Genomic DNA, 15948 nt, shown 5'->3' on the forward strand with positions numbered 1-15948 from the left:
CATGAACATCGCAGAAATCCGCAACGCCTACCAAGCCGCCCGCGCCAAGGGGCTGCGCGCCCGCGACGCCGCCGAACACATCGGCCTCAGCGAGGGGGCCGCGCTGGCGGCGCACCTCGGCAACCACGAACAGCCCACCCGCAGCGTGGCCTTGCGTCCAGACTGGCTGGCGCTGCTCAAATCGCTGCAAGCCTGCGGCCCGCTGCTGGCCCTGACGCGCAACCGCAGCGTGGTGCACGAAAAAACCGGGGTCTATGAAAAATTGTCGGCGCAAAACGAGGTCGGGCTCGCCCTAGGCAAAGAGATCGACCTGCGGCTGTTCTTCAAGCAGTGGCACGCCGGTTTGGCCGTGACCGAGCTCCATGCCGATGCCGACAAACCGGCCAGCAGCAGCCTGCAATTCTTCAACCGGCATGGGCAGGCGGTGCACAAGGTCTTCCTGCGTGACAGCAGCGACCGCGCGGCTTGGCAAGCGGTGCTGGACCAGTGGCAAGACCCGCACGCAGCCACACCGGCGTTTGATCCGCCCACGGCAATAGCACCCAAGACCGCCGAGCCTGCCGTCGACGCCGCCGCCTTTGCTACAAGCTGGGCCAACATGAGCGACGTGCACCAGTTTTTTCCGCTGCTGCGCGAGTATGGGGTGGAACGCCAACACGGCTTGCGGCTGGTCGAGGGCCGCTTTACGCGCCGCGTCAACCACGGCTCGGTGCGCCAGATGCTGATGGAAGCCGCCTTTGACAACACCCCAATCATGGTTTTCGTGGGCAGCAGCGGCTGCATCCAGATCCACAGCGGGCCCATCAAGCGCGTCGAGCCGCTGGAAATGCGCGGCCAAGTCTGGCTCAATGTGCTCGACCCCGGCTTCAACCTGCACCTGCGCGAAGACCACATTGGCACCGTCTGGGTGGTGGAAAAACCCAGCAGCGACGGCACCATCACTTCGCTGGAGGTGTTCGACCAGCAAGGCGAGCTGATGGCGCTGTTTTTTGGTGCCCGCAAACCGGGCCATCCCGAGCTGACTGAGTGGCGCCATCTGCTGGCGCACCTGACGGGGGTGGAGGAAGGTTCGCTGTCATGATGGCTCTCACCAAGGCTGCCCGGGCGGGTTTGCGACGGCGCAATTGGTTGGCCGGCGGCGGCGCTGCGGCGGTGCTGGCCGCCTCAGCGGCTCTGGCCTGGCCCGGCACGGCGCAGGCCCGCAGCGGTACGCGCTCGACGCGCCTGATCACGGTCGGTGGCAGCCTCACCGAGGCGGTGTTTGCGCTGGGCGCGCAGGCCCAACTGGTGGGCACCGACACCACCAGCCTATACCCCGCAGCGGCGCAGGCCACGCCCAAGGTGGGTTATAAGCGCCAGCTCTCGGCCGAGGGCTTGCTGGCGCTGCGCCCAGACGTGGTGCTGGCCTTGGCGGGCTCTGGCCCGCCGCTGGTGCTGACGCAACTGCGCGCGGCCCGGGTGCAGGTGGAATTGGTCGAGCGCCGTCACGAGTGGGACGACGTGCGGCGCACGGTGCAGGCGGCTGGGCGCGCCACCGGACAGGAGGCGGCGGCACTGGAGTTGCAGCGCCAGCTCGACCAACGCTGGGCCACGGTGCGCGCGCGCATCCAGGGCCACACAGGCGTGCGGCCACGGGTGCTGTTCATCATGGCGCACGGCGGCAGCCCGCTGGTGGCTGGTCGCCAAACCGCCGCCCACGCCATGCTGACGCTGGCCGGGGCAGACAATGTCATCAGCGGTTTCAACGGCTTTAGACCCATGACGGCCGAATCGATGGCTGCCGCCGCCCCAGACGCCATCGTCACCACCACCCAGAGCCTTGAAGCCATCGGGGGCGAGTCCGCGTTCTGGCAGCGCCCCGAATTGAGCCTCACCCCCGCTTGGCGGCGCCGCCAAGGAGGCGCTGCGCTGCTGCACCAGGACGCGCTGGCGCTGCTGGGCTTTGGACCGCGGTTGCCGCAGGTGCTCGAAGAACTGCACCAGGGCTTGCTGCGGGTATGAACACGCTGGTCCTCAAACGCAGCGGCGCTGCCTGGCACAGCCAACGGCCCAGCGGCCCCCTCGTGCTGGCTGGCCTGACACTGGCGCTGCTGCTAAGCCTGCTGTGGGCCAGTGGCCAGGGCGCCTTTGGCTTGCCCCTGCGCGAACTGCCGGCCGTGCTGGCAGCAGCGCTGTGGCCCACTGGCGAGCGCAGCGCCGCCGAACTGGTGTTTTTCAACATCCGCCTGCCGCGGCTGGTGCTGGCCGTGGCCGCTGGGGCCGGTCTGGGGCTGGCCGGGGCGCTGATGCAAGGCTTGTTTCGCAACCCGCTGGCCGACCCGGGGCTGATCGGCGTCAGCAGCGGGGCCGCGCTGGCCGCCGCCTTTGCCATTGTGCTGGGCAGCCTGTGGTGGCCCGAAGTGCCGCTGGCGCTGGGCACCTGGCCGCTGATGCTGATGGCCTTCTTGGGCGGTGTGGTGGTGACTGCCCTGATCTACGCGCTCGCGCTCGGCGAAGGCGGCACCCGCGTGGGCATCATGCTGCTGGCCGGCATTGCCATCAACGCACTGGCCGGGGCCGGCATCGGGCTGCTGAGCTACCTGGCCACCGACGAGCAGTTGCGCAACCTGCAGTTCTGGATGCTGGGCAGCCTGGGTGGGGCGCGCTGGGAGGCGGTGTGGGTGGTGGCGCTGATCACCTGCCTGAGCGCGCTGCTGGCGCTGCGGCTGGCGCGCCCACTCAACGCACTGGCGCTGGGCGAGGCCCAGGCCACCATGCTCGGGGTGCCGGTGGAGCGCCTCAAGCTGCTGTGCGTGCTGCTCACCGCGTTGGTGGTGGGTGCCATCACCGCCACCACCGGCATCATCGGTTTCATCGGCTTGGTGGCACCGCACATCGTGCGCCTGCTGGCCGGGCCCGATCACCGCTGGGTGCTGCCGGGTTCGGCGTTGCTCGGGGCCACCCTGGTCTTGTTGGCCGACGCCTGGGCACGCACCGTGATCGCGCCGGCCGAGCTGCCGCTGGGCATCATCACCGCCTTGGTCGGGGTGCCGTTCTTTTTGCTGCTGCTGCGCAGCGCCCACGCCCGCACCCTATGAACACGGCACCGCACGGGCTACAAGCCCAAAACATAGGCGTGCACCTGCACGGCCGCACCCTGCTCGATGGCATAGCCTTGCACCTTGCGCCGGGCCAAGTGGGGGTGATTCTGGGCCCCAACGGGGCCGGCAAATCGACCCTGCTCAACGTGCTCGGCGGCCTGCTCAAGCCGCAAGCGGGTGGGGTCTGGCTCGACGGCGAGCGCCTAGGCCGGGGCAACGCCGCCGCGCTGGCGCGCCGCCGCGCCTACCTGCCCCAAGAGCTGGTGCCGGCCTTTGACTTCACGGCGCAGGAAGTGGTCGAGCTTGGGCGCTACCCACACCGCCTGCAGCCCGCTGCCGACGAGGCCGAGATCGTGCGCGCTGCGCTGCAGCACTGTGCGGTGGCGCACCTGGCGCAGCGCAGCATCCGCCAGCTCAGTGGTGGCGAGCGGGCGCGGGTGCAACTGGCGCGCACGCTGGCCCAGGTCTGGCACCCCTGTCCAAGCGGGCGCAGCAACTGGCTGCTGCTCGACGAACCCACCGCCGCGCTCGATTTGCAGCACCAGCACGCCACCTTGGCCACCTTGCGCCAGTGGAGCCGCAGCCGCAGCGCCGGCGTGCTGCTGGTGCTGCACGACCTCAACCTGGCGCTGCGCTACGCCGACTTCTGCTGGGTGCTGCAAGACGGGCGCCTGCTAGGCCACGGCACTCCCAACGAGGTGCTGCAGCCCGCGCTGGTGCAAGCGGTCTGGCAGGTTCGGACCCACGCCGTGAACGACCCGGCGGGCGTGGCGCAATTGCTGCTGGCGGCTTGAGGGCTTGAGGGCTAGCGGCGCAACGAATGCGGCTGTTCGCTGCGCTCGGGTATCAGCCCGTGCGGCCTGAAGCGCAGCACCAGCAGCAAAATCATGCCCATGACCATGAGCCGGATGTGCGCTGCACCTTCAAGCAAGTGGGCGCGCAGCCAGCTTTCGGCCGGCAGGGTGCCGGTGATGATGTCCATCAGCCACAGCCCGATCGGCTCGGCCTGGACCCAGAAGAACCAGATCAGGAAGCCGCCCAGGATCGCACCCATGTTGTTGCCCGAGCCGCCCACGATCACCATGACCCAGATCAGGAAGGTGAAGCGCAGCGGGTTGTAGGCGTTGGGGGTGAACTGGCCGTCGATGGTCACCAGCATGGCGCCGGCCACGCCGACGATGGCCGAACCGAGCACGAACACCTGCAGGTGGCGGCCGGTTACGTCTTTGCCCATGGCTTCGGCGGCGGTCTCGTTGTCGCGGATGGCGCGCATCATGCGGCCCCAGGGCGAGTGGATGGCCGTTTGCGCCAGCCAAAACAGCAGCAGCAGCACGCCCAGCGCCAGCCCCAGATAGCCCAGCTTGACGATGTAGGAGGCCAGGTCCGGCACCTCGGTGCCCAGACGCAGCGCCCATTCCTGCAGCCAGGCGGTTTGCTGCAGGTCGATCTCTTGCGGCAGCGGGCGCGGCAGGCCGTTGACGTTGTTCACGCCTCGGGTGAGCCACTCCTCGAAGCGCAGCAGCGAGAGGATGATCTCGGCAATGCCCAGCGTGGCAATGGCCAGGTAGTCGGAGCGCAGGCCGAGCGTGATCTTGCCGATCATCCACGCCGCCCCGGCCGCGAACAGGCCGCCCACCACCCACGAGAGCATGATGGGCAAGCCAAGACCTCCGAGGTAGCCGGTGGCGGCCGGGTTCACGGCTTCGATCAGCTCCACCGCGGGGTCGAAAAAGTGCCGGGTGATGAAGTAGCCGCCGAGCAAAATCACCGCCATGGCCCACATGCGCGCGCGCCCACGCTGCATGCGCTTATAGACCACGAGGGCCACCAGCAGCGTGGCCAGCGAGAGCAGCACCGAGGTGATGATGCCCGAGCCACCGGCCTGCCAGGCTTCTGGGGTGGGTGGCATCGAAACCAGCACCGCCGCGATGCCGCCGAGCGCGGCAAAGCCCATCAGCCCGACGTTGAACAGCCCGGCGTAGCCCCACTGCACATTCAGCCCCAGCGCCATGATGGCACCGATGACGCAGTAGATCATGATGGTCAGCGCCAGCGACCAGCTTTGCAGCACACCCACCAGCACCAGCGCCAGCCCCATCAGGCCAAACAGCAGCGGCGCATTGGCCTTGTGATTGATCCAGGCATTCATACCGATTTACCTCCGAACAGACCGGTTGGCCGGATCAGCAGCACCAACACCAAAATGACGAACGAAACCGCAAACTTGTAGTCGGTTGAGAGCAGTTGCATCAGGCCCTCGGGCTCCCAGGCTTCGGGGCCGAGGTAGTCGAACACGCGCCGCCAAGCGTAGGTGAGCAACACCTCGGAGAAAGCGACGATGAAGCCGCCCGCAATCGCCCCCAACGGGCTGCCCAGCCCGCCGACGATGGCGGCGGCAAAGATCGGCAGCAGCAACTGGAAGTAGGTGAAGGGCCTAAAGCCCTTGTCGAGCCCGTACAGCACCCCGGCCACGGTGGCCAGCGCCGCGGCCAGCACCCAGGTGATGAGCACCACCCGCTCCGGGTTGATGCCCGAGAGCAGCGCCAGGTTTTCGTTGTCGGAGTAGGCGCGCATCGACTTGCCGGTGCGGCTGCGCTCCAGAAACCAAAACAGCGCCACGACGATCAGCACCGCCGAGACCAGCGTGAGCGCCTGGCTGGTGCGCAAGGCGATGCCCTGCTCCAGCCCGGTGAAGTCGCGAAACTGCGCCACGGTGAAGATGAAGCGCTCGCCGTCGGCAAAGTGCTGCTCGCCCGGCCCGATGACGAAGCGCACGATGCCGTTGAGCAGGAACATCACGCCCACGGAGCAGATCAAAAATACCACCGCCGGGGCTTTTTTGACCCGGTGGTAGCGATAGACCCAGCGGTCCGAGAGCAGCACGAAGCCGACCGTGACCAGCACCGCCACCGGTATGGCCAGCAGCGCCGTGGGCAAAAAGCCCAAGCTTACGCCCTGCGACTGCAGCCACCAGGTGAACAAAATGGCGATCATGGTGCCAAAGGCCATGGTGTCGCCGTGGGCGAAGTTGGAAAAGCGCAAAATGCCATACACCAGCGTCACGCCCAGCGCACCCAGCGCGAGCTGGCTGCCGTAGGCGGCTGCGGGCAGCAGCACGAAGTTGGTGAACATCGCCAAGGCGTTGAAAATATCTTCCATGGCTGCTCAGCCTCCGAGGAAAGAGCGACGGACTTCGGGGTTGGCCATCAAGGCCGCGCCGCTGTCGGTGAAGCGGTTGCTGCCCTGCACCAGCACATAGCCTTTGTCGGCAATGTTTAGGGCCTGGCGGGCGTTTTGCTCGACCATCAAAATGGCGATGCCGGTGCGCGCGATTTCGATGATGCGGTCAAACAACTCGTCCATCACGATCGGCGAAACGCCCGCAGTGGGCTCGTCGAGCATCAGCACCTGCGGCTGCGTCATCAGGGCGCGCCCAACCGCCACCTGCTGGCGCTGCCCACCCGAGAGCTGGCCCGCGGGCTGGCGGCGCTTTTCCTTGAGCACCGGAAACAGCGCATAGACCTGCTCCAGCGAGGCGCGGATGTCGTCGCGCCGGATGAAGGCCCCCATTTCGAGGTTTTCTTCCACGCTCATGGAGGTGAACACATTGTGCGTTTGCGGCACAAAGCCCATGCCCGCCAGCACGCGCTGCTGCGGGCTGAGCGCCGTGATGTCGGCGCCCTTGAAGCGCACCTGGCCGTGGCGCAAGTTGAGCATGCCAAAAATGGCCTTCATGGCGGTCGATTTGCCGGCCCCGTTGGGCCCGACGATGACGGCAATCTCACCCTGTTCGACCGCGATGGTGCAGCCGTTGAGGATGTCGCTGCCGCCGTAGCCGCCGGTCATGTTTTCGCCGATGAGAAAGCTCATTGGACTGCCCCCGGTTTGTTTTTCAGGCCACGGCCCAAGTAGGCTTCGATCACCTGCTCGTTGGCGATGACTTCGGCGGCGCTGCCACGCGCCAGCACCCGGCCTTCGGCCATCACGATCACCGGGTCGCACAGTCGGCCGATGAAGTCCATGTCGTGCTCGATCATGCAAAAGGTGTAGCCGCGCTCGCGATTCAGGCGCACGATCGCGTCGCCCAAGGTGTTGAGCAGGGTGCGGTTCACGCCGGCCCCGACTTCATCCAGAAAGACGATTTTGGCCTCGGTCATCATGGTGCGGCCGAGTTCGAGCAGTTTTTTCTGCCCGCCCGAGAGGTTGCCGGCCAGTTCGTCGGCCACGGCCTCGATTTGCAGAAAGGCGATCACCTCGTCGGCCTTGGCGCGCACCGCTTCTTCCTCTTGGCGCACCTGGCTCGGGCGCAGCCAAGTGCCCAGCAGCGTTTCGCCGCTCTGGCGCGGCGGCACCATCATCAGGTTTTCGCGCACCGTGAGGGTGGCAAACTCGTGCGCGATCTGGAAGGTGCGCAGCAGGCCACGGGCAAACAGCGCGTGCGGCGGCAGGCCGGTGATGTCCTGCCCGTCGAGCAGCACCTGGCCCGCGGTGGGCTGGTAGTGGCCGGCAATGACGTTGAACAGCGTCGTTTTGCCGGCACCGTTGGGCCCGATCAGCCCGGTGATGCGGCCGGCTTCGATGGTGAGCGACACGTCATCGACGGCGCGGATGCCACCGAACTGCATCCGTAGGTTTTTGACTTCTATCATGGCAACAAAACAAACGGCCCGCACCGGGTGGGCGGACCGTTTTTTAGGCGTTGAAGGGTCAGCCAGCGCCCCGGTGCTGGGGCGGCTGGCTGGTGGCGTAGGGATCAGCGGAAACCGGTGGTTTCCATGCGGCCGTTGCGCACCTCGATGAGCCTGAAGGCGCCGGCTGCTTCGCCGGGGGCCACCAAGCGCACCGCCGAAGCGCCTTCGTAGTTGATGCGACCGCCTGCGGCCAGAATGCGCAGGCCGCGTGCCAGATCACCGGCGTTGATGGTCTCGCCGGGGCCATTGGCAATGGCCATGATCTGCTCTTTGACGCGTGCGCTGTCGGTCGAGTTGGCGGCCTGCATGGCCAGCAAAATCAAAGCGGCGGCGTCGTAGGACTCGTAGGTATAAGGGCCAACGCGGATGTTGGCCGCGCGCGCCAATTGCTCAAAACGCGTGCCACCGGGGCTGTCGGCACCGGGCTTGGTGCCAAAGGAGCCGTTGAGCCCTGCACCGATGGCCGGTGCCAGGCTGTCGCCGATCATGCCGTCGGGCAGGAAGAAGCGGGTGAAGGCGCCGCTGTCGAGCGCCGAGCGGATGATGCCGCGCCCGCCTTGGTCCACATAACCGGCCACGATCAGGATCTCGCCCCCGGCTGCGGCCAGCGCCGCCACTTCGGCGGTGTAGTCGCCCTTGCCGTCTTCGTGCGCGGCGGCAATGGTGATGCGGCCACCCAAGCGCTCGAAGTTGCTGCGGATGTGGCTGGACAAGCCGCGGCCGTAGTCGTTGTTGGTGAAGGTCAGGGCGGCGCGGGAAATGCCGCGCTCGCGCAGCAGCTCGGCGATCAATTCACCCTGGCGCGCATCCGACGGGGCGGTGCGGAAGAACAGGTCGTTGTCGCGCACGCCGGTCAGGGCGGGCGAGGTGGAGGATGGGGAAACCATCAGCACGCCACGCGGCACAGCGACGTTTTGCAGCACGGCGGTGGTGGCACCCGAGCAGTCGGCCCCGACGATGGCGCTGACGCGCTCGGCGGTGATCAGGCGCTGCGCGGCGGCGCTGGCGGCGGCGGCATCGACGCAGGTGGAATCGGCGCGCACGGCTTCGACGCGGGTGCCGCGCAGGAACAAGCCACTGGCATTGACTTCACGAATGGCCAGCTCGGCGCTGGCGGCCATGCCGGGCGTGAGCGATTCGATCGGGCCGGTAAAGCCGAGCAAAATCCCCAAACGAACCGGGTTGGCGGCGGCGCCAGCAGCAGCAGGCGCCGGGGTTTGGGCCTGGGCCGCAAAGGCCAAGGAGGCCGCTAGGGCGGCGACGGTGAGGATCTTTTTCAAGAATGGCTCCTGGTAAGGAAATAAATGCCGGGCAGGCCGCCCGTAGGCACATCTAAGGTGTGAATCTTAGCAGCAGTTAAGCCAGCATTCATGAAACTGACACGTCAGCAAGGGTAAACCACGGACCCTCGACCCTTGCTCACATCCGGCTTTGCGCTGGTGCTGCAGCGCCTGCAAGCAAACCGCAACGCAGGAGCGCCCAACGGGCAATCCGGGTTAAAGTCACACATACCCTCCGCTGCGGCCACCCACGCACCCATGAACAGCCCCTCTGCCCTGCCAGCGCTTGCCCTCGCGCCAAGCCAACCGAAGGAACTGCACCAGTCGGCAGCCTTGGTGGTCGATGGCAACCCAAACACGCGCATGACGCTGGCGGGCCAGTTGCGCACCATGGGGCTGCAATCGGTGAGCCAGACCAGCCGCATCAGCGAAGCGCGGCGCGAGTTGGAGCGCAACCCCTTCGATGTGGTGATTTGCGGTGACCAGTTCCCCAAGGATGGCAGCAACGGCCAAGACCTGCTCGACGATTTGCGCCGCAGCGGCCTGCTGCCCTACGCCACCGTCTTCATTTTGTTGACCGATGAAGCCACCTACCTGAAGGTGAGCGAAGCGGCCGAATCGTCGGTGGACAGCTACATCGTGCGCCCCTACTCGGCCGGCAGCCTGGGCGACCGGATCGCGCAAGCCCGCCTGCGCAAATCCGCGTTGCAGCCGATCTACGCCGCGCTGGAGGCCCGGCAAACCGATCTGGCGGTGCAACTGGCGCGCACCCGGTTGGCCGAGCGCGGGCCGCAGTGGCAGCAAGCTGGCCGCCTAGGGGCCGAGGTGTTGCTGCGCCTGAGCCGCTTCGAGGAAGCGCAAGCGCTGTTCGCGGCCTTGTGGCAGGCCGACCCAAAGCCGTGGGCCTTGTTGGGCGTGGCGCGCACGCAACTCGACGCCGGCTCACCCAACGCCGCCTTGACCACGCTGCAGGAATTGCTCGAACTCGAACCCAACTACCCAGAAGCCTACGATGTGCAGGGCCGGGTGCAAATGGAGCTGGGCCAGTTTCAGGCTGCCCTTGCCAGCCTGCAAACGGCCTTGTCCTTCACCCCACTGGCCATCGGGCGCCAGCAGCGTCTGGGGATGTTGGCTTTTTTTGCGGGCAACCGGGCCCAATCGGTCAATTTGCTGGAGCGCTCGACCCAGCTTGGGCTGGACTCCAAGATGTTTGACAGCGAGTCGCTGGTGTTGCTGGCGCTGGCGGCCTTTGCCAACCAGCAGCCGGCGCAACTGGAGCGCCACTTGGCCGAGTTGCGCAAGCGCTTGCGCGCCCAATCCGATGACTTGCGCCTGCAGCGCTTTACCGACCTGGTGGCCGCCTTGTCGTTTTTTCAGCAAGGCCAGCCCGAAAAAGCGCGCAACCTGGTTTCCGTAGCCTGCAACCGGGTCATGGAGCCCAGCTTTGACATGGAGGCAGCACTCAACCTGTTGTGCGCGCTGAGCGGGCTGGAGCGGCGCCAAGCCGGCTGGCTGGACGAAACGGGCGTGATCGACCGCATCGGGCGCCGCTTTGCTACCAGCAAGGCCATGGGCGACCTGCTGAGCAGCGCAGCCAGCGCCCATCCACCCTTTGCCGAGCGCCTGCAGCAGGCCCAAGACGACATGGTGCAACTGATCGAGCGCGCTCTCAAGACGGCCAACAACGGCTCGCCACAAAGCGCCCTAGAAGACCTCTTGCGCACGGCCGAGGCCACGCACAATGCGCGCGCCGTCGAATCGGCTTGGCTGGTGCTGCAGCGCTACGGCTCCAGCTTGGCCGGGGCCGACGAGCTGCGCCAGCGCATTGGGCAACTGCGCACCGACTACGGCACGGCGCGCAACAAACCGGCCTTGGGCGACCCCCGGCTGCGCCCGACGGGTGGGGTCAATCTGGGCGCACTGGACCGCCCAGCAGCGCCTGCCTGAGGACCCCGCAGCCACCGGCTGCACCCCGGCACTCATGTCGCTTTTTGAGGTGTTTTTTCTGGTGTTTTTTTCCAGCGCGGCGGCTCGCCCGTGCGCGGCAACAAGGGCTGATTGGCCAAACGCCCAATTTCGACCCGCAGCGACTCGGCCCAGGCGCGGCGGTCGCGCCCTTGTGCGGTGTCGGGCTCGCCCCAGTGCACCACGGCCTGCAAATCGCTGGCGCTGACGATGCGCCAGACCGAAGTGAGCAAATTCGCTTTCCCAATATAGACTGCCGCATCGTGGCGTGGCGCCTCGCCCAGCAGGGCATGGCCGTCGCCTCGAAGATAAACCAGCCCGACCGGCAGGATGGGGCAGTCGGCCTCGAGCGCAGACTGCAGCAGCGACGCATGAAAGGGCATGATGCCTTGGCCGTCGCCGGTGGTGCCCTCTGGGAACAAGGCAATCAAATCGCCATCGCGCAATGCGGCGGCCGTCTGCTGCGCCACCCGCAACGCGTCGCTGCGCTTTTGGCGCTCGATGAACAAGGTGCCCGCCCCAATCGCCAAAAGGCCAATCACAGGCCAATGCCGCACCTCGGATTTGGAGATGAAACGGCACGGCTGGCTGGCGTTGATAAGCAAAATGTCAAGCCACGAAATGTGGTTGGCCAGCACCAACAGCGGCCCTGCGGCCGGTGGCTCGCACAGCACCTGCAGCCGCACCCCCATGATGCGCAGCGCCTGGCGCGTCCAGTCGCGCGCTGTCACTTGGCGCGCGGTTGCGGACAAACCGGGAAAGCGCCAACGCACAAGGTACAAGCCCACTGCGATATGCAGCAGCAGCCGCAGCAAGCGCCAGACAGCGCGCACAAACCTCATGGGTCGTCGCTCCACCGGCGTGTCAAGCCTGCCCGGGCAGGGCGGCCGCTTCAAACACCACCTGCCCGCCCACCAGCGTGGCGCGCACACTGGCCGGCAGCTCGCGGCCCTCGAACGGGGTGATTCGGCCTTGGCTGCGCAGCCCAGCCCCGGCCACCGTCCAGGCGCGCTGCGGGTCGATCAGGCACAGGTCGGCCACCCCGCCTTCGCTGACGCGCCCCAAACTGGCCTGCAAAGTGCCCAAGCTCGCCCCCAGCACCCGCGCCGGCCCGGCCGTGAGCACTTCGAGGGTGCGCAGCAGCGGCACTTGCTCCTCGGCCGCCCACTGCAAGGCCAGGCCCAGCAGCAGCTCGACCGCGGTCGCGCCCGGCTCGGCCTCGGCAAAGGGCTGCACCTTGGCGTCGGCCGCCACCGGGTTGTGATCCGACACCAGCGCGTCGATGCTGCCATCGGCCAGCGCGGCGCGCAAGGCGGCGCGGTCGCTGGGCTGGCGCAGCGGCGGCTGCAGGCGCGCGCGGGTGTCGTAGTGGCCGATGTCGGCGTCGCACAGGTGCAGGTTGTGTGCGCTCACATCGCACGTGAGTGGCAGGCCGTCGGCCTTGGCCTGGCGCACCAGCGCCACCGCCGCCGCCGAACTGAGCCGGCACAGGTGCAGGCGCACGCCCGGCCCGGAGCTGGAGGCGCTGGCCTGCACGCCGCGCAGCAGCTCCAGCGCGGTGTGCACCGCCAGCACCTCGGCCGCCACCGGTATGCCGCTCAGGCCCATGCGCGTAGCCAGCGGGCCACTGGCCACCACCCCTTGGCCGAGCCAAAAGTCTTGCGGCCGCAGCCAGACGCTGTAGCCAAAGGTGGCGGCGTACTGCAGGGCGCGCTGCAACACCTGGGTGTTGACGATGGGCACCTCGGCCTGCCCAAAACCCACGCAGCCGGCCTGGCTGAGTTGCACCATCTCGGTTAAGGCCTCGCCCTTCAAGCCGCGCGTGAGGGCACCGAGCGGAAACACCCGCGCCTGGCGCAGCTTTTGCGCGCGCGCTTTCAGCATGTCCACCAGGCCGGGTTCATCCAGCACCGGGTCGGTGTCGGGCGGGCAGACCAAGCTGGTGACGCCACCGGCCAGCGCCGCCCCGAGCTCGGTTTCCAACATGCCGGCGTGCTCCTGCCCCGGCTCGCGCAGGCGCAGGCACAGGTCCACCAAGCCAGGCACGACCCAGCAGCCGCGGGCGTCGAGCACGCGCTCGGGCGCAAAGTCGGGCCGCACCGGGCCGATGCCGATGATGCGCCCGGCGGCAATGGCCACGTCGGCCACCCGGTCGGTCTGGCTGGCCGGATCGATCAGGCGTCCGCCCTGTATCAGTATCTTCATGTTTGCTGCTCCACAGGCGGTTAGGCTTCGTTGGCGGCGACGATGCCCATCACCGCCATGCGCACCGCGATGCCGAAAGTCACCTGCTCCAGCACCACGCTCTGCGCGCCATCGACCACGCTGGAGGCGATCTCGACACCGCGGTTGACCGGCCCCGGATGCATCACGATGGCATCGGGCTTGGCCCAGCGCAGGCGCTCGGGCGTAAGGCCAAAGCGCTGGAAATACTCTTGGCTCGACGGCAGCAGGGCCCCGTTCATGCGCTCGTTTTGCAGCCGCAGCGTGATCACCACGTCGCAGCCGCGGATGCCTTCTTCGAGCTCGTGGCAGACGCGCACCCCCATGGCGGCCAGATCGGGCGGCACCAGCGTGCGCGGCCCGACCACCCGCACATCGGGGCAACCCAGCGTGCGCAGGGCGTGGATGTCGGAGCGCGCCACGCGCGAATGCAGCACGTCGCCCACAATGGCCACCGACAACCGGCTGAAATCGCCCTTGTGGTGGCGGATGGTGTACATGTCGAGCAGCCCCTGCGTGGGGTGGGCGTGGCGCCCGTCGCCGGCGTTGATCACGTGCACGTGCGGGGCCACGTGCTGCGCGATCAGATACGGTGCGCCCGATTCGCTGTGGCGCACCACGAAGATGTCGGCCGCCATGGCGCTCAGGTTGGCGATGGTGTCGAGCAGCGATTCGCCCTTGGCGGCCGAGCTGCGCGCGATGTCGAGGTTGATCACGTCGGCCGACAGGCGCGTGGCGGCGATTTCGAAGGTGGTGCGGGTGCGCGTGCTGTTTTCGAAAAACAGGTTGAACACGCTTTTGCCGCGCAGCAGCGGCAGTTTTTTGACTTCGCGCTGGTGCACGCCGACGAAATTGGCCGCCGTGTCGAGGATGTGCGTCAAAATTTCGCGCGGCAGCCCTTCGGTCGAGAGCAGGTGAATGAGCTCGCCGTGGCGGTTGAGTTGTGGGTTGTTCATGCCGCGCCCTCCTGCGCCTTGCTGCCGGGTGTGGGGCCGGTGGCTGCGGTTTTGGATGCGGTTTCGGCAGCCAGCTCGAAGTCGAAGCCGCCCTCGGGGCGGCGCACCAGCTCGAAGCGCAGCGCCGCATCCAGCGGCAGCCGCACGGCGGCAAAGTCGGGCGCCAGCGGCAGCTCGCGCCCGCCCCGGTCCACCAGCACCGCCAGCCGCACGCAGGCCGGGCGGCCGTGGTCATAGAGCTCGTTGATGACGGCGCGCAGCGTGCGCCCGGTGTGGATCACGTCGTCGATCAGCAGCACCTGGGCCCCGTTGACCTCAAACGGCAGCCGGGTTTGCGAGCCGTGTGCGCGCAGGCCGCGCTGGGCGTAGTCGTCGCGGTGCAGCGTGGAAGAAATGACGCCCGCTGGCCCCGGCAGGCCCAGCTCGCGCTGCAGGCGCTCGGCCAACCAAGCGCCCCCGGTGGCTACGCCAACCAGGTGCAGGGGGGTGGCGCTGCCCGCCCCCAGGGCTTGCACGCCGCGCTTGAGTTCGGCATACAGCAGCTCGGCATCGAGTGGCAAATGGCTCAAGGCAGACTCCTCAAAAATTGCTCCAAAATGATGCAGGCGGCGGCGGCGTCGGCGTCGTGTGCGCCCAGGCTGTGCGCCTCGGTGCTGCTGTAGCGCTCATCGACTTCGTACACCGGCAGCCCAAAGCGGCCGCGCAACTGGCGCGCAAACTTTAAGGCCAAGGCGGTGTTTTCGTGCGGCGCGCCGTCGGGGTGGGTGGGGATGCCGACCACCAGCGCGTCGGGTTGCCACTCGCGCAGGCGCGCTTCGATCAGGGGCCAGCGCGCCGCCCCTTCGGCGCGCAGCGTGGACTGGGCGGTGGCGCTGCGGGTGAGCCGATTGCCGGTGGCGACCCCGGTGCGCTTGCGCCCCCAGTCAAAGGCCAAAAACAGGCGCTGACTGTCTGGCACGACCGCAGCCGGTGCGGCGCTTGGCAACGCGGCAAGACCGGCCGCGCTCATGCATGCCCCGCGCCCGGGGCCAGCATCCACGGCTGCAGACCCAGCAGGGCCATGGCCTTTTCATAACGCTGCGCCAGCGGGGTATCAAAAATCAGGGCCGGATCGGCGTCCACTGTCAGCCAACTGTTCTCACCGATCTCGGATTCGAGCTGCCCCTCGCCCCACGAGGCATAGCCCAAGGTGAGCAGCATCTTGGCTGGCCCGGCGCCGCAGGACAGGGCTTCGAGCACATCGCGCGAGCTGGTCATCTCCAGCCCACTGCCCGCAATTTTGAGGCTTGCCGCATAGGCGCTGGGCAGCGCGGGCACCGCCTTGTGCTGTGCCTCATCGGGTGCGGGCGCACCGCGCTCGGATTCGGGATCGGACTCGAGCCCGGCCAGCGCCTCGCGCAGGGCACGCGCCACCGCCGGCGGGGTCTCGTCGCTGCCCACCGCCTGCACCGCGCCCATGGCCGGGTGCAGCACAAAGCCGCGGTCGGTTTGCAACGGCCCGCCGAGCAGCACCTGCTGCTCCGCCAGTTCGCTGCGGCGCAGGGGCAAGTCCACCTTGTCAAACAACTCGCCCACCGTGAGTTCACTGGCTTTGTTGATGATCAGGCCCATCGCCCCGCGCGGCGTGTGCTCGCACAAAAACACCACGCTGTTGCCAAAAAGCTCGTCTTTTAGGCCCGGCATGGCGATCAGAAAGTGGTGGGTCAGGTTGGTGGGTGCAAAATCCGCAGTCATGCCACGCATTCTAAGCGCC

Annotated in this window: 16 protein-coding genes; 5 read left to right on the plus strand and 11 right to left on the minus strand. The window is 67.5% G+C overall.

What is annotated here, in order from left to right; all coding sequences use genetic code 11:
* The first annotated feature begins 1 nt into the window (after position 1).
* Genes SRAH_RS05605 through SRAH_RS05620 form a run of 4 tightly spaced genes read left to right on the plus strand, consistent with a single transcriptional unit; the run spans position 2 to position 3874 of the window.
* Positions 2–1081 carry a hemin-degrading factor gene (locus SRAH_RS05605; protein WP_029462369.1) on the plus strand — a complete coding sequence of 360 codons (1080 nt, stop codon included), beginning with the start codon at positions 2–4 and terminating at the stop codon, positions 1079–1081.
* Positions 1078–2001: a heme/hemin ABC transporter substrate-binding protein gene (locus tag SRAH_RS05610; RefSeq protein ID WP_232840992.1), complete on the plus strand. Its 924-nt coding sequence runs from the start codon at positions 1078–1080 to the stop codon at positions 1999–2001. The genes SRAH_RS05605 and SRAH_RS05610 overlap by 4 nt, the downstream gene beginning before the upstream one ends.
* Complete coding sequence (locus SRAH_RS05615) at positions 1998–3077, plus strand: FecCD family ABC transporter permease (protein WP_029462371.1); 1080 nt, start codon at positions 1998–2000, stop codon at positions 3075–3077. Before SRAH_RS05610 ends, SRAH_RS05615 begins: the two co-directional genes overlap by 4 nt.
* Entirely contained in the window at positions 3074–3874 is an 801-nt protein-coding gene (locus tag SRAH_RS05620) for a heme ABC transporter ATP-binding protein (RefSeq protein ID WP_029462372.1), read from the plus strand. Before SRAH_RS05615 ends, SRAH_RS05620 begins: the two co-directional genes overlap by 4 nt.
* 11 nt (positions 3875–3885) lie before the next feature.
* Here SRAH_RS05620 and SRAH_RS05625 read toward each other — a convergent pair whose 3' ends face one another.
* From SRAH_RS05625 to SRAH_RS05645, 5 genes are all read right to left on the minus strand, one after another.
* Positions 3886–5229 carry a branched-chain amino acid ABC transporter permease gene (locus tag SRAH_RS05625; RefSeq protein ID WP_045476293.1) on the minus strand — a complete coding sequence of 448 codons (1344 nt, stop codon included), beginning with the start codon at positions 5227–5229 and terminating at the stop codon, positions 3886–3888.
* The gene (locus SRAH_RS05630; protein WP_029462374.1) at positions 5226–6239 is read right to left on the minus strand and encodes a branched-chain amino acid ABC transporter permease; all 1014 of its coding nucleotides are present in this window, start codon (positions 6237–6239) and stop codon (positions 5226–5228) included. Before SRAH_RS05630 ends, SRAH_RS05625 begins: the two co-directional genes overlap by 4 nt.
* Positions 6240–6245: 6 nt before the next feature.
* The gene (locus tag SRAH_RS05635; RefSeq protein WP_029462375.1) at positions 6246–6950 is read right to left on the minus strand and encodes an ABC transporter ATP-binding protein; all 705 of its coding nucleotides are present in this window, start codon (positions 6948–6950) and stop codon (positions 6246–6248) included.
* Complete coding sequence (locus SRAH_RS05640) at positions 6947–7729, minus strand: ABC transporter ATP-binding protein (RefSeq protein ID WP_029462376.1); 783 nt, start codon at positions 7727–7729, stop codon at positions 6947–6949. Before SRAH_RS05640 ends, SRAH_RS05635 begins: the two co-directional genes overlap by 4 nt.
* A gap of 104 nt (positions 7730–7833) precedes the next feature.
* A complete protein-coding gene (locus SRAH_RS05645; RefSeq protein ID WP_029462377.1) occupies positions 7834–9051 on the minus strand; it encodes an ABC transporter substrate-binding protein in 1218 nt (405 codons plus the stop codon).
* Between the two features lie 258 nt (positions 9052–9309).
* On the opposite strand from SRAH_RS05645, the gene SRAH_RS05650 reads away from it, so the two are divergent.
* Positions 9310–10998, plus strand: a complete 1689-nt coding sequence (locus tag SRAH_RS05650; RefSeq protein ID WP_045476296.1) for a response regulator — start codon at positions 9310–9312, stop codon at positions 10996–10998.
* A 32-nt stretch (positions 10999–11030) separates the two neighbouring features.
* Here SRAH_RS05650 and SRAH_RS05655 read toward each other — a convergent pair whose 3' ends face one another.
* Genes SRAH_RS05655 through SRAH_RS05680 form a run of 6 tightly spaced genes read right to left on the minus strand, consistent with a single transcriptional unit; the run spans position 11031 to position 15929 of the window.
* Positions 11031–11858 (minus strand): lysophospholipid acyltransferase family protein, encoded by an 828-nt coding sequence (locus tag SRAH_RS05655; protein ID WP_052369100.1) that lies wholly within the window; start codon positions 11856–11858, stop codon positions 11031–11033.
* A gap of 22 nt (positions 11859–11880) precedes the next feature.
* Complete coding sequence (locus SRAH_RS05660) at positions 11881–13221, minus strand: dihydroorotase (protein WP_029462380.1); 1341 nt, start codon at positions 13219–13221, stop codon at positions 11881–11883.
* A gap of 20 nt (positions 13222–13241) precedes the next feature.
* A complete protein-coding gene (locus SRAH_RS05665) occupies positions 13242–14195 on the minus strand; it encodes an aspartate carbamoyltransferase catalytic subunit (RefSeq protein WP_029462381.1) in 954 nt (317 codons plus the stop codon).
* A complete protein-coding gene (pyrR, locus tag SRAH_RS05670) occupies positions 14192–14764 on the minus strand; it encodes a bifunctional pyr operon transcriptional regulator/uracil phosphoribosyltransferase PyrR (protein ID WP_082210082.1) in 573 nt (190 codons plus the stop codon). Before pyrR ends, SRAH_RS05665 begins: the two co-directional genes overlap by 4 nt.
* Positions 14761–15204, minus strand: coding sequence for a Holliday junction resolvase RuvX (ruvX, locus tag SRAH_RS05675; protein ID WP_029462383.1), 444 nt, complete (start codon positions 15202–15204; stop codon positions 14761–14763). Before ruvX ends, pyrR begins: the two co-directional genes overlap by 4 nt.
* Complete coding sequence (locus SRAH_RS05680) at positions 15201–15929, minus strand: YqgE/AlgH family protein (protein ID WP_029462384.1); 729 nt, start codon at positions 15927–15929, stop codon at positions 15201–15203. The genes ruvX and SRAH_RS05680 overlap by 4 nt, the downstream gene beginning before the upstream one ends.
* Positions 15930–15948: the final 19 nt, after the last annotated feature.

The organism is Serpentinimonas barnesii (assembly GCF_000696225.1).
Lineage (GTDB): Bacteria > Pseudomonadota > Gammaproteobacteria > Burkholderiales > Burkholderiaceae_C > Serpentinimonas > Serpentinimonas barnesii.

Bases quoted from the DNA above. Each gene is read 5' to 3' on its own strand.
- SRAH_RS05605 (WP_029462369.1), top strand. From the start codon at position 2: ATGAACATCGCAGAAATCCGCAACGCCTACCAAGCCGCCCGCGCCAAG.
- SRAH_RS05610 (WP_232840992.1), top strand. From the start codon at position 1,078: ATGATGGCTCTCACCAAGGCTGCCCGGGCGGGTTTGCGACGGCGCAAT.
- SRAH_RS05615 (WP_029462371.1), top strand. From the start codon at position 1,998: ATGAACACGCTGGTCCTCAAACGCAGCGGCGCTGCCTGGCACAGCCAA.
- SRAH_RS05620 (WP_029462372.1), top strand. From the start codon at position 3,074: ATGAACACGGCACCGCACGGGCTACAAGCCCAAAACATAGGCGTGCAC.
- SRAH_RS05625 (WP_045476293.1), bottom strand. From the start codon at position 5,229: ATGAATGCCTGGATCAATCACAAGGCCAATGCGCCGCTGCTGTTTGGC.
- SRAH_RS05630 (WP_029462374.1), bottom strand. From the start codon at position 6,239: ATGGAAGATATTTTCAACGCCTTGGCGATGTTCACCAACTTCGTGCTG.
- SRAH_RS05635 (WP_029462375.1), bottom strand. From the start codon at position 6,950: ATGAGCTTTCTCATCGGCGAAAACATGACCGGCGGCTACGGCGGCAGC.
- SRAH_RS05640 (WP_029462376.1), bottom strand. From the start codon at position 7,729: ATGATAGAAGTCAAAAACCTACGGATGCAGTTCGGTGGCATCCGCGCC.
- SRAH_RS05650 (WP_045476296.1), top strand. From the start codon at position 9,310: ATGAACAGCCCCTCTGCCCTGCCAGCGCTTGCCCTCGCGCCAAGCCAA.
- SRAH_RS05655 (WP_052369100.1), bottom strand. From the start codon at position 11,858: ATGAGGTTTGTGCGCGCTGTCTGGCGCTTGCTGCGGCTGCTGCTGCAT.
- SRAH_RS05660 (WP_029462380.1), bottom strand. From the start codon at position 13,221: ATGAAGATACTGATACAGGGCGGACGCCTGATCGATCCGGCCAGCCAG.
- SRAH_RS05665 (WP_029462381.1), bottom strand. From the start codon at position 14,195: ATGAACAACCCACAACTCAACCGCCACGGCGAGCTCATTCACCTGCTC.
- ruvX (WP_029462383.1), bottom strand. From the start codon at position 15,204: ATGAGCGCGGCCGGTCTTGCCGCGTTGCCAAGCGCCGCACCGGCTGCG.
- SRAH_RS05680 (WP_029462384.1), bottom strand. From the start codon at position 15,929: ATGACTGCGGATTTTGCACCCACCAACCTGACCCACCACTTTCTGATC.